The sequence below is a fragment of the Dyella subtropica genome (assembly GCF_026283965.1).
Lineage (GTDB): Bacteria > Pseudomonadota > Gammaproteobacteria > Xanthomonadales > Rhodanobacteraceae > Dyella_D > Dyella_D subtropica.
The window spans coordinates 194,691-208,482 of the sequence record NZ_JAPDPD010000003.1 but is presented as its reverse complement, the minus strand read 5'-3'; the positions used below and the strand labels follow the sequence as shown (position 1 = coordinate 208,482).

Below are 13,792 nucleotides of genomic sequence, written 5' to 3'. Positions count from 1 at the left end.
TATCGTGGCCGCCATGGAAACCGCCCTGGCCAACGAATACCTCCGCCTCAGCCGCGATGCGGCCATCCACCAACCGCTGGCCTACCTGCGCTTGCGCCGGGCCATCCGCAATGTGGTGGAGCACCGCGACATCGAACCGGGCCAGGCGCTGCCCAGCGAACGCGACCTGTCGCGCGCGCTCCATCTATCCCGCGTTACCGTGCGCAAAGCCATCGCCGGTTTGGTGGAGGAAGGCATCCTTACCCAGCGCCACGGCGCCGGCACCTTCGTGGCCGAACGCATCATCAAGCCGATGTCGCGCCTCACCAGTTTCACCGAGGATTTGCGCGCGCGCGGACTCAATCCGCGTTCGGAATTCTTCGAACGCGGCATCGGCGAAGTGACGCCGGAAGAATCGATGGCGATGAACCTCTCGCCCGGCGTGCTGGTGGCGCGCTTGCACCGCGTGCGTTATGCCAAGGACGAGCCACTCGCCATCGAGCGCAGCGTGGTGCCAGCCAGTGTGCTGTCCGATCCTTTGCTGGTGCACGACTCGTTGTACGAAGTACTGGAAAGCCTGGGTTGCCGTCCGCGCCGCGCGTTGCAACGGCTACGCGCCGTTTCGCTGGGCGCGCAGCAGGCGCGCCTGCTGCATGTGCCCACCGGTAGCGCCGGGCTGAACATCGAGCGTCGCAGTTTTCTCGATGACGGCCGCGTCGTGGAGTTCACCACCTCGTGGTATCGCGGCGACATTTACGACTTCGTGGCGGAATTACAGACCGACTGACGCCGCAAGGGCGTTGATGGTTAATTCGTCGATTTTCAGTCGCACTATTTTTTAATCCGCGCATTGCACGATCCGGACGATGACGTCGCCGGAGAAATGCATGCACCAAAAATCGACTTCGCAATTACTTGCGGCGCTGGAAAAATTATCCCGATCTAACCGGCCATACGGCCTGTGTGTTCACAAATCGAATACATCGCATGTTTTCACGGCGACTGCCTGATTCTGCGAAACTTACGCATAACTGTCTGTTGCTAATAATAAAATTTACGTCACAGGCACTAGGAATAGTTCTTAACCAGTGCTTACCATCCGTGCGGGCGAAAGTTTATGCCCTTTCCGCACAAACCCATCGCGGACGACTTAAAGACGCAGGTTCCTGATTATCTTTTTCTGGGGAGGTAAAGCACCATGCGCTTCAAGACCACGTTATTGCGCGATTCCATTGTCCTTGCGCTGCTGGCTAGCACCACGGTTTTTGCAAGCGCCGCTGCGGCACAGCAAGGCCCGAAAGACGAAGAAACGAAAACGCTGGAACGCATTGTCGTTACCGGCTCCAACATTCCACGCATCGACACTGAAACCGCTTCGCCGGTGCAGGTGATCTCGCGGCAGGAAATCGAACGCACCGGCAAGGCGACCATCGCCGAGTATCTGCAAACGCTGACGTCCGACGGCGCAGGCTCGGTTCCCAAGACCTTCGGCAACGGCTTCGCTGGCGGCGGCGCGGGCATCTCGCTGCGCGGCCTGGGCGCCGGCTCCACCCTGGTGCTGTTGAATGGCCGCCGCATGGCGCCGTTCGGCCTCGCTGACGACGGACAGAAAGTATTCACCGATCTCAGCACCATCCCGATGGAAGCGGTCGACCGCGTCGAAGTGCTGAAGGACGGCGCCTCCGCCATCTACGGTTCGGACGCGATCGCCGGCGTGGTCAATATCATCCTGCGCAAGGATTTCACCGGCGCGGTGGCGAAGGCCTCCTATGGCGTGTCCAACAACGGCGACGGCAACCAGTGGAAGGGTTCGCTGACCGCGGGCATGGGCAGCATGGCGAAGGACCGTTACAACGTGTTCTTCAACCTGGAAGCCACCAAGACTGAAGAGATCTTCGTGCACGACCGCCATGATCGCGAGTGGATCGGCACGGGCGACATCCGCCCATGGGGTTACAGCATCGCCGGCAGCTCGAATCTGGCCGGCGCGATCACCGGCGGCGGCGCTGTCGCGAGCAGTTCGCCGACGGGATCGGTACGCAATCCGGCTACGGGGCTGTATCAATCGCTGCCGGGTTGCTCGCAGTTCACTCCAGTTCTCACGCCAGCCGATCCGGGCGGCGGCTGCCTGTGGGAAGCCGGCCGGTTCCGCACGCTGACGCCGAACGACCGCACCATCAACTTCTTCACTCGCGGCACCTACGCGCTCTCCGATCACGCCGAGCTGTATGGCGAGTTCGGTTACTCGAACAAGCAGACCAAGTTCCACACCACGCCCTCTGGCGTGTCCGGCGCGTGGGGCTACCCGGGCGGCCCGGTGAATGCCAGCAGCGGCCCGGGCGCCGTCGTGCTCGGTGCCGGCCATCCCGACAATCCATTCGGTGCGCCGGCCCGGCTGCGCTATTCCGCCTGGGACGTGGGCCCGCGCACCATCCTCACCGACAACGATTTCTATCGTTTCCTGGTCGGCGCCAAGGGCACGTTCGCCGATTGGGATTACGACGTCGGCTACCTGCACTCGGAAACCAGCATGACCAACAAGCGTCATGGCTTCCTGCGCTACAGCCATGTCAGGACCGCGTTGAGCGATCCGAACAGCCCGGTCGGCTACTGGCGCATCGGGCAGAACGCCTATCTCAACAGCCGGGCGCTGTACGACTACATCGCGCCGGATATCCAGGCCGATGCCACCAGCAAACTCGACTTGATCGACGCGAAGGCGTCGCGCTCGCTGATGGATCTGCCTGGCGGCTCGCTGGGTCTGTCGATGGGCGTCGAATACCGGCGTCAGTCGGTCAGCCTGACGCCGCAGACCTATACCGATATCGGCGACATCATTGGCCTGGGTTACTCCGCCTATAGGGGCGTGCAACAAGTCGCCGCGGGTTATGTCGAATTGGTAGCGCCGGTGCTGAAGACCGTGGAGCTATCCGCCGCGGCCCGCGTCGACGCCTACCGCCACGGCGACACCTCCACTACGCCCAAGGTCGGTATCAAGTGGACGCCGTTCGATTGGGTCGCCTTGCGCGCTACCTACGCGGAAGGCTTCCGCGCGCCAAACCCGGCCGAGTCGGGCAAGGGCGGCCTGGCCGCCTTCACCACCGCACGCGACCCGGTGCGCTGCCCTGGCGGCACGCCGGCCCCGGGCGCCACACAGGCCGATTGCGCCGCGGCCATCGCCCTCATCACCTCGCCCAATCCAAATCTGAAGCCGGAAGACTCCAAGAGCTATACCTTGGGTCTGGTGCTCGATCCCACCAAGACCACCTCGCTGACCCTTGATGCGTGGAAGATCAAGCGCACCAACGAAATCAACCAGGGCAATACGCAAGCGGCGATCTTGGCCGGCAACGTGGTGCGCAGCGACAACAACCTGCCGGGTATTCCAAACAGCGGCACGCTGCTTGCCACCAGCGTCGGTTATATCAACTCCGCCTCCACCTCAGTGCGCGGTTACGACCTCGACGTACGCCAGCGCTTCGAACTGGGCGACTACGGCAAGCTGCGATTGGATCTGCAGTGGAGCCGCACCGTCTCCTTCGCGCGCAAGGATAAGGGTGTCACTCTGCAATACGCCGGCACCCACGGTAACTGCGACACCACCAACTGCATTGGTACGCCGAAGAACCGCATCAACTTCGGCACCAGCTGGGACATCAACGCCTTCAGTTTCAGCGCGGTGGTGAACTACATCGGTGCCTTCAAGAACGTTGCCTTCAAGGGCGATGTCTGCGCCAACTCGTTTGCCGACGGCACGGATGCACCACGCCATTGCCGTATTCCCTCGTTCTACACCATCGACCTGTCGGGCCGCTGGAAGCCCGCGGACAATTGGGAAATCTTCGGCTCGGTCCAGAACGTGACCGACAAGACCGCCCCGCTGGATCCGCTGACCTACGGCGCCGTGAACTACAACCCGCTGCATTCCAGCGGCGCCATCGGCCGGTACTACACGATCGGTGCGAAGTACACGTTCCTGTAAGCCGCACTGCTTGATCGGTCGAGCCGCACGCAACGAACGTTGCGTGCGGCTTGGCTCGAATCGTTGGCTTCTTGCTTTCGATATCTCTCAAAAAAAAAGGCCGCCAGTTCCTCTGGCGGCGCAAGGGGAGATCACGCCGGGTTACCCCGGCGTTACTTTCTTGTTTACAGCGAGAATTCGGAACGGGCGCCAAGACGGATCGAACGCGGAGCTGAGTAGCTCAGCACGCGACCCTGAAAACCCACCGGTCTTGCGACCGGCGGTTTCCGATGGCAAGTCGCTTGCGACTATCAGTAGTCGTAGGAGACCGACAGGCGCACCATGCGCGGTGGCTGGTAGAACAACGCATCGCCATAGCTGTTGTTGATAGAAACGGTGTTGCCGGCTAAGCCGCTTTCGCCAACCGGGTCGGTCTGCGTGGGCTTCTGCGAATTCAAGGCATTCAGCACATCCAGGTTGAACATCAGCTTGTGCTGGGCGAACTCCGGCGAGTAGTGCACACCGAGGTTGAGCTTCTTGGTCCACGGCGTGTGGCCAGCGGAACCCGGCGGGATACGAACGCCATGGCACCAGTGGTAGTTGCCGGAACCGCCGTTGTTATAGCCGGTCGGATCGTCGGTGCCACTCGGGCCGTAGTAACCCAGACACTCCTTGGGCGTGCCGGACTGAGCCAGCAGCGTACCGGAGACCAGCCATTCCGACGTGATCTGGTAAGCGCCGCGGAAGCGGATCGAGTGCTTGCGGTTGTTGATCAGCTCGCCGTCCTGGCCGTCCATCAGCTGCCAGGAATCCCAGTCTTCCGTCTTGGACACGTCGGACTGACCGAAGTCGGAACGCACCTGGCCCTCCGTGTTACCCCAGCCGCGGCTGTAGGTGTAGTCGACGCGCGCCATCCACTTGCCGTCGAACGGATGCTCCATGTACAGGTCCAGCGAACCGATCTTGCGCCGCACGCCATGCGTGAAGCCCCAGTCCTTCTGGCTCATCGGCACGATGACGCTACCGCTGCCGTTGTCCGCGTTCACCAGCATGTCGTTGGTGATGCCGGGGTTGATCAGGCGGCAGGAGGACGCGCCGTTGATCGAGTTGTTGTAGAGGGTCGGATCCAGCCCCATGCTGGTCATCTTGGCCGCGATCCGGTCGGGCGAGCACTCGTCGTCGATGGCGCTCTTGAGGTCGCGCCACGTCACCTTGGCACCGTAGTTCCACTTGTCATTGAGCTGCTTGTCGAAACCGACAATGAACTCATCCATGTACTCGGCCTTGAGGTTCCGCGCGGTGACCTCCTTGGCATTCTTCGGCAGACCGAACTCGCCATCGGGCGACGTCGGCGTGCCAATCGGGGTCAGGCCGGTCGGCACGGCGGTCACCGGGTCGATCCCCGTATAGTGGAAGTACTGCGTGATGTAGGTCGAACGGTTCGCCGCACGCTCGGCTGCGTTGTCTGGCAGCGCGAGGTAATAGCGGCCCACGTTACCGTAGATCTTGAACGAGGAGTCGCCATTGACGTCCCAGCTGGCGCCGATACGCGGTGACCACTGATTCTTCTCGTCGACGAAGGCTACGCCCAGATCGTTGTAATTGGTGAAGTGGTCGTTGCGGACGCCGACGTTCAACAGCACGTTGGAGCTGACCTGCCAGGTGTCCTGCAGGTAGAACGCCTTCTGGGTCATCGTCATGCTGGTTGCCCAGCCGACCGTGCGCTTCTGCACCCGATTGCCAGTGGCGTAGCGCCAGAAGTAGTTAACGGCCGGGTTGAACGGGTTTTGCTGATCCGGGCCCTGGTTGCTGGCCTTGTAGCTCATGTTGTCGATACCCACGGCCAAGTCGTGGTCACCGAGCTTGTAGTCGAAATCGACGCGCAGGCCATGGGTGCCATTGGTCGCCTTGGGCGAGGTCCAGCTGGTATTGGTCTGGGCGTTGTTGATGCCGATAGCAGGATTCGTCCCCGGCGGCAGCAAGGCCGGATTCTCGTTGTACGGGCGCGAGATGTACGGCAGTGGGCTGGTGTTGCTGTAGACGACCGGGTCCTGGAAGCGGGCCTTGCCGTACAAGATGCTCAACGTGGCAGCATCGGTGATGTAGCTGGTGAAGTGGCCAACGTAGAACTGGGCGTTGTCCTTCGTTACATCGTTGCCCGAGCTGAACGCACCCGCCTTCAGGCTGCTGTAGTCGAACTTGTAGGTGTTACCTGCACCGGTACGCTGGTGGTTATCCAGCGCCGTCAGCTCCAGGATGTTGCTGTCGGTGATGTTCCAGTCCAGCTTGCCGTAGAACTTGTTGGTCTTGTCGGCGTTGTACTGGACTTTGCCATTGGCCGAGTTCTCCACGTTGGTGGAGTCCGTCTTGTCGGTCTCTGCCGCCAGGAACATGAACAGCTTATCTTTGATCAGCGGACCACCGACGTAAGCCGAGTAGACCGTCTCCCACTGCTTGTTGTTGTTACGGTACTGATTCAGCGTACCCGGCTTGGTGGCGCTTTCCAGCTGGTAAGTGACCGGGCCGACCGGTGCCGGGATGGCAGGATTCCCGTAGTAGTTGTTTCTCGGGGTGCTCTCGAGGAACCTCGGCTGCCACACCACCTGGCCACCGAAGTGCCATTCGTTGCTGCCGCGCTTGCCGATCTGGTTGATCACGCCACCGTCGGAACGACCGTACTTGGCGTTGTAGCCGCCGGTCAGCGTTTCCTGCTGCTCGATCGCGCCGTAGGGCAGCGCGAAGCCACCGATGTTCTTGTACGGCTCGCCGGTGGTGTAGCCGTTTACGTAGTAGGCGTTCTCGGACACGCTCGAGCCACCGAAGGAGACGGCGTTGCCGAAGTAGCTACTGCCCTGGACGGTACCCGGAGCGAGCAGCGCGATGGACTCGGCATTGCGGCCCACCGGCAGCTTCCGCAGGTCGGCCGCCGTAATGGTCGTGCTGGAACTCACACTGCTGACGTCGATGGCCGGCAGCGCGTTCGCCGAGACCGTCACCGCGGACAGCTGCTTCGTGTCTGACGTACCCGAAGCGAAATTGATGGCGGTGGCGCCACCCGCCGAAATGCCAACCTTTTCGCGCTGGCTGACGACGGCACCGTCCTTCTTCAGGGTGACGGTATAGGTGCCCAGCGGCAGGCTGTCCGCGCGGTAACGGCCGGCGCTGTCCACGGCGACTTCACGCGTCAAGCCCGTCGAATCCGAAACGACCGACACGGTTTCGCCTGCGGCGGCAGGCGCCTGGCCAAAGATGCTGCCGGTGGTGCTCTGCGCCATCGCGACGCCACCGATGCTCATGCTCAATGCGACAGCCAGCGCAGTCTGACGCCACAACGGCGCCAGGCCGGCGTGTTGGAACTTGCTCATTTGTTTCTCCCCAAAATGGCCTAAGGCCGATAGGCGCGGAGCGCCGAACAGCGAATCGCAAGAAAGCGTTGAATCCTTCGTAGGCCGCGGACTCTGTGTTGCGGAAGCATCCCCATGCCTCCAAGTCAGCGCGCTGATTCAAGCGAATCGCGTACCGAACATAAGCGCCAAAAGTGACGCGCGTCAACAATAATTTCACGCTTGCGCGAAACTTACATACAGTCCCTAGATAAGGCTTTACGAAAGCCTTCCATAAGCCTTCGCATAGCTTGCTTGAAACTTGCTAACGGCGCTCATGCCTGTAAGCCAGACGTAAGGTTACGGACGGATAGACGTCCAAACAAAACGAAGGAAATTACGTTTCCACAGAGCAGGAACGTGATCTTCATTGCCACGCACCCACCTGCCCGTTAAAGTTGCGTTTGTTCGGGTGTCCCGCGGGCTCGTGTCCAAGGGATGAAACGGGAAGCCGGTGCGCCTTGCTTTTGGGCAATGCCGGCGCTGCCCCCGCAACGGTAAGCGAGAGATTCCACCTGCGGTGACATGCCACTGCGCCTTGGCGCGGGAAGGCCACCGACGGGTTGCGCGTAAACAGCGCGCACTCGCGAGCCCGGAGACCGGCCCGACTCCATAACCTGGCGACTCGCGGTGGGCGATGTCGGGCCACGCGTCGGCGTCTGTCGCCTGCCGTTGCTCCGTTTCTCCTCACGCGTTGTTCCGTCAGTTCATGAACTCATGAGCCGTGCGCGTGGCGCGGCGAGGAACACAAGATGAAGAAGACTTTGCTGGCGACGGCGCTGCTGTCCTGCATGGCCGTGGCGCATGCCGCCGACCAGAACGGTACCGAACAGCTCGCCCCGGTGGTGGTGACCGCCACGCGCTCGGCGATGCCGCTGGATGAAACGCTGGCGCCAGTCACCCTGATCACGCATGACGACATCGTGCGACTGCAGCCGCAGTCGGTGCAGGATCTGTTGACCGGCCTGCCGGGCGTGGCGTTCGGTGTTGCCGGCGGTATCGGCCAGCAGACGTCGTTGTTCATGCGCGGCACCAATTCCTCGCACACGCTAGTGCTGGTGGACGGCGTGCGCATCGGTACCGTTGGTGCCGGCATTCCGGCCTTCGAGCAGTTGCCGGTGGAGCAGATCGATCACATCGAAATCGTGCGCGGGCCGCGCTCCAGCCTTTACGGCTCCGACGCGATCGGCGGCGTGATCCAGATCTTCACGCGCCACGGTCAGGCCAACGAGAGCCTGACGCCGTCGATGAGCGTGACCGCTGGCAGCCATCGCCTGGTCGATGGCCAGTTCGGTCTTTCCGGCGGCACCCAGCATGCCTGGTACAACGCCAGCGTCGGTGGCCAGTACACACGCGGCATCAATGCCTGCCGCGCAGAAGCGGCCGGTGTGGGCGGCTGCTTCACCAACGAGCCCGATCTGGACGGCTACCGCACCTATAACGGCGCCTTGAGCGGCGGCTACCACTGGGACAACGGCACCGAACTGAGCGCCAGCCTGCTCAAGAGCAAGGGCGACATCAAGTACGACGGCGACTTCCAGAACTACACGCGCCGCTCGCAGCAGGTGGCCGGCACCAACCTGCGCTTCGCTGTGTTGGAAGCTTGGAAGATGAGCTTGAGCGCCGGCCAGAATCTGGACCGCGCGGACAACTACCTCAACCGCGCCGACCTGGGTGCGAACATGGTGCGCGAGGGTTATCTGTATTCGCGCCGCAACCAGGCTTCCTGGCAGAACGACGTCACGTTTGCGCCGGGTCAGCTGCTCAGCGCCGGTGTGGACTACCAGCAGGAACATCTGCGCAGCGATACCGGTTACCTGAGCACCTCGCGCAACAACACCGGCGTGTTCGCGCTTTACCAGGGTCAGTTCGGCGCACATGAGCTGCAGCTGTCGGCCCGCCACGACCACAACCAGCAGTTCGGCAACCACAACACCGGGGCGGCCGCATACGGCTATGGCTTTGGCAACGGCATGAAGCTCACCGCGTCGTACGGCACCGCGTTCCACGCACCGACCTTCAACGACCTGTACTTCCCGCCGTTCTTCGGTTTCGCCACGGCCAATCCGAACCTGCGTCCGGAGAAGTCGCACACGGCGGAGATCGGTTTGTCCGCACGCCCTGGCGTGTGGAACTGGGCGGTGAATGCGTACCAGACGAAGATCAGCGACCTGATCGGCTATGACGCGAACTTCGTGCCGGTCAACCTCAGCAAGGCGCGTATCCGCGGCATCGAAGGCCAGCTTGGCGCCGATGTGGATGGCTGGCATGTGCGCGGCTATCTGACCTTCCAGAAGCCGGAGGACCGCGGCGCCGGTCCTCAGCAAGGCAACCTGCTGGCCCGCCGTCCGGAGCGCATCGCGCGCGTGGATCTGGACCGCGACCTGGGCGCCTTCAGCGTAGGCGGATCGGTGAACGGCGAAGGCTATCGCTACGACGAAGCGGCGAACCTGCATCGTCTGGGCGGCTACGGCACGGTGGATCTGCGCGCCAGCTGGAACTTCCAGCCGGGCTGGAGCCTGCAGGCGCGTGTGGCTAACGTGTTCGATCATCACTACGAGACGGTGCGTTTCTATAACCAGCTGGGCCGCACGGGTTATCTGACCTTGCGTTATAGCCCCGCGCGCTAAGGCTCTGCTCCTCTCCCTGCACACACTGTCTCTCTCCAGATGAGCGAGGGTTTGCTTTTGATCTTGGGGGCCCCTGTGCAGCGGTGAGGGATGGACGATCAGGCCCCGAAGGGGGCATCGGCATGGACGCCGATGCCTTTTCGACACGACAGGGACGTCGTGTCGAAAAGCCCGGCCAGCCCTCACGGACTCGGAGGGCGAAGCCCGGAGAGCGCGGAAGAGGGGTGGCCTTCTCTTTGGTTACTTTCTCTTGGCCAAACAAGAGAAAGTGACCCGGCCGCCGGCAGGCGGACGGAAGCCCGCGGCAGGCGAGCCAGGTCGCGACAACGCGAACATCGAAGCGATACGCCTCTAGACCCCTGCCTGCGCCGGGGTGACGACAATGGAGGTTATCGCGAGCACCCGCCCCTCACCCCAACCCTCTTCCCGTCCACAACTTGTAAACGGGGGAGAGGGAGCAGGCTCTGCTGCTGGGCCGGACTTGCGGCACATCCGTTCCCACGGCCAACGGCATAAAGTCCAGCCCGGACGCGTCCATGAACCCGTACGGCACCCGCTGACGGGTGGCGCATGACTCATGTGGTCCGGGAAACGCGTGAATATCTTTGCACCACTGATTCGCCGACCGATCGGCACGTCGCTGCTCGCGGTGGGCCTCGCGCTGGCTGGCTTCTGGGCCTATCTGTTGCTTGGCGTCGCGGCGCTGCCGTCGATGGAATTCCCAGGCATGTCGATCTACGCCGAGGTGCCCGGCGCCAGTGCGCAGACCATGGCGTCGACCGTCGCCGCCCCGCTGGAGCGCCATCTGGGCCGCATCCCCGGCGTGAAGGAGATGAGTTCAGAGAACAACGACGGCTCGACCTCGGTCATCCTGCTGTTCGAACCGGGCAGGTCTACCGACCGCCTGGCTCGCGACGTACAAGCAGCGATCAATGCCTCGGCGGCCGACCTGCCGTCGAGCATGACCATCCCGCCGCGTTACTTCAAATTCAGTACCGCGCAGATGCCGGTGCTGCTGATGTCGATGACCTCGCGAACGCTGCCGCCGGACAAGCTGTTCGATCTCGCCGACACGCTGATCAAGCCCGCCCTGTCGCAGATCCCCGGGGTGGCGCAGGTGCGCGTGATGGGCGGCCGCCCCAAGGCGGTGCGGGTGGAGTTGAACAATGCCGCCCTGGCGGCGATGGGCCTCACCGCCAACGACGTGCGCAACGCGCTGCGAGCCGCGAATGTCACCTCGCCGCAAGGCACCTTGAGCGATGGCTTGACCCAGCTGACCGTCACCGCCGACGACGCTTTGCACGAGCCGGCAGAGTTCGCCTCGCTGCTGATCGCGGTGCGGAACGGCACGCCGGTACGGCTGTCGGACGTGGCCCGGGTCACCAGCGGGCAGCAGGACGAGTACCAAGCGGCCTGGTTCAACGGCTCACGTTCGGTGAGCCTGCGCATCAGCAAGCGCCCGGAGGCTAATGCGGTAGCGACCGCCGACGCGGTGCGCGCCAAGTTGCCGGAAATGCGCTCGTGGCTGCCGGCGGACCTGACCATCACGCCGATCTTCGATCTCACCCTGACCACCAAGTCGGCCCTGCACGAAGTGGAAGTGGCGCTGCTGCTCAGCATCCTGATGGTGGCGGTGGTGATGCTGGTCTTCCTGCGCCGGTTGCGGCCGACCCTGATCGCCATGCTCAGCGTGCCGCTGTCGCTGGCCGGCGCCTTTGTCGTGATGTGGTCGCTCGGCTACACCTTGAACACACTCTCGCTGGTGGCCCTGGTGCTGTGCATCGGCTTCGTGGTTGACGATGCCATCGTGGTGATCGAGAACATCGTGCGCCATATGGAACATGGCGAACAGGCACTGCCGGCTGCGCTGGTCGGCGTGCGCGAGATCGGCTTCACGGTGGTGTCGATCACCTTGTCGCTGGTGGCCGTGTTCGTACCGCTGTTGTTCGGCAACAGCCAGTTCACGCTGATCATGCGCGAGTTCTCGGTGACCTTGACCGCGGCGGTGGTGATCTCGGCGGTGATCTCGCTGACGGTGACGCCCGCGCTGTGTGGCTGGCTGCTGATCCACGAGGCGCCAGGTGCGCGCAAACCCAGCCGCCTGGAACGCGCGATCGAGCGCTTCGACCGCGGCCTGCACCGCACCTATGAGCGCGCACTGGACTGGGCGATGCACCATCGGCGCCTGATGCGCTGGCAGCCGCTGATCCTGCTGGTGCTGACCATCATGCTGGCCATGGCGGTGATCAAGACCGCGGGTTTCAATTTCATGCCGAAGGAAGACATTGGCATGATCCGCGGCAGCATCCGCGCCGACGCCAATATCTCGCCCACGTTGATGGCCGAGCGCGCCCAGCGTGCCGCCGCCATCATGAAGGCCGACCCGGCCGTACTCGATGTCACCACCTTCCTCGGCAGCGACAACGCGGGCGGCGCGGTGGGCAACCAGGCCACGATGTTCGTCGACGTCAAACCGCGCGGCAACGGCCCAGGCCAGCGCAGCGAGCACATCGACGCGGTGATCGAGCGCCTGCGCAAACAATACGAAGTGCTGCCCGAACTGCAGGTATCGCTCAACTCGATGAGCTTCTTCAACGGCGGCGGTGGCGGCGGCACCGGCAGCGAGAGCTTCCAGCTGATCAGCAGCAACAACATCGACCTGCAGCCATGGGTGTTCAAGGTCACCAAGATGATGCGCGCGCGCAAGGAGTTCCGCGACGTCAGCAGCGACTACGACAGCATCGACAAGCAGCAGATGCTGAAGGTGGACCGCAAGGCCGCCGGCCGCCTGCAAGTGAGCATGGGCATGGTCGACACAGCGCTGTACAACGCGTTCGGCCAGAACCAGGTGTCGATCATCTACTCCGACATCAACCAGTATTGGGTGGTGCTGACCTCGGCCGCGGAGCACTCGCTCAGCCCGGAGACCCTGCTCAATACCTACGTGCGCAACGGCAAAGGCGGCATGGTGCCGCTGTCGGCGCTGGCGCATATCGAGCCGAATGTGACGCCTTCGCTGGTCAATCACTACAACCAGCTCGAAGCCTCGCAGATCTATTACAACCTGCCGCAGGACTTCCCGCGCGACAAGGGTATGAAGCTGATCGAGGAAATCGTCGAACAAGCCCAGCTTCCGGCCGGCGTAAAGCTCGGTTACACCGGCGAGAACCAGCAGCTGGACGAAAGCAAGAACAACACCTGGTTGTTGCTGACCGGCTCGATCCTGGCGATGTACATCGTGCTGGGCATGCTCTACGAGAGCCTCGGCCAGCCGCTGACCATTCTTTCCACCCTGCCGGCCGCGGGCATGGGCGCGTTCCTGGCCATGCTGGTGACGCAGACGCCGATGTCGCTGATCGGCGTGATCGCGATTCTGATGCTGATCGGCATCGTGAAGAAGAACGCGATCCTGATGGTGGACTTCGCCCTGGTGGCGCAGCGCGAACACGGGCTGTCGCCGCCGGAAGCTATTCGCGAGGCCGCGCTGGTGCGTTTCCGTCCTATCACCATGACCACCCTGGTGGCGATCGGCGCCGCGTTGCCGCTGGCGATCGGTTTCGGTATCGGTTCGGAGACGCGACAGCCGCTGGGTGTGGCTATCGTCGGTGGCCTGTTGGTCTCGCAGTTGCTGACCTTGCTCAGCACACCGGCAATTTATTTGTGGAACTACGACCATCAGCAGCGTAAGGCTGCTCGTCAAGCACGACGCGCGGCGAAACGGGCGTTGAAAGCGGCCGCGCAAGCGGCCTAGCTCTTAGCCCCCTGCGTGTCCCACAGGGACTTCCTTCGGTCGCGAGCGAGGCCGGGAGGGGGTGAACATTTGCGACACCGTTAACCCC

The 13,792-nt window shown here is 62.8% G+C and carries 5 protein-coding genes and 1 riboswitch; of the genes, 4 read left to right on the top strand and 1 reads right to left on the bottom strand.

Features of this window, described 5'->3' with window-relative positions; all coding sequences use genetic code 11:
• Positions 1-13 precede the first annotated feature (13 nt).
• Together OUZ45_RS04560 and OUZ45_RS04555 are read left to right on the top strand one after the other, a co-directional pair.
• The gene (locus tag OUZ45_RS04560) at positions 14-766 is read left to right on the top strand and encodes a GntR family transcriptional regulator (protein WP_266168794.1); all 753 of its coding nucleotides are present in this window, start codon (positions 14-16) and stop codon (positions 764-766) included.
• A gap of 411 nt (positions 767-1,177) precedes the next feature.
• Positions 1,178-3,961 carry a TonB-dependent receptor gene (locus tag OUZ45_RS04555; RefSeq protein WP_266168735.1) on the top strand — a complete coding sequence of 928 codons (2,784 nt, stop codon included), beginning with the start codon at positions 1,178-1,180 and terminating at the stop codon, positions 3,959-3,961.
• Between the two features lie 290 nt (positions 3,962-4,251).
• Here the strand turns inward: OUZ45_RS04555 and OUZ45_RS04550 are convergent, their stop codons facing one another.
• Complete coding sequence (locus tag OUZ45_RS04550; protein ID WP_266168734.1) at positions 4,252-7,305, bottom strand: TonB-dependent receptor; 3,054 nt, start codon at positions 7,303-7,305, stop codon at positions 4,252-4,254.
• A 411-nt stretch (positions 7,306-7,716) separates the two neighbouring features.
• A riboswitch (cobalamin riboswitch) is annotated at positions 7,717-7,945 on the top strand.
• Between the two features lie 130 nt (positions 7,946-8,075).
• Between OUZ45_RS04550 and OUZ45_RS04545 the strand changes: the two genes are divergently transcribed.
• The gene (locus tag OUZ45_RS04545; RefSeq protein WP_266168733.1) at positions 8,076-9,953 is read left to right on the top strand and encodes a TonB-dependent receptor domain-containing protein; all 1,878 of its coding nucleotides are present in this window, start codon (positions 8,076-8,078) and stop codon (positions 9,951-9,953) included.
• 595 nt (positions 9,954-10,548) lie between these two features.
• Positions 10,549-13,704 carry an efflux RND transporter permease subunit gene (locus OUZ45_RS04540; RefSeq protein WP_266168732.1) on the top strand — a complete coding sequence of 1,052 codons (3,156 nt, stop codon included), beginning with the start codon at positions 10,549-10,551 and terminating at the stop codon, positions 13,702-13,704.
• The last annotated feature ends 88 nt before the right edge of the window (positions 13,705-13,792 follow it).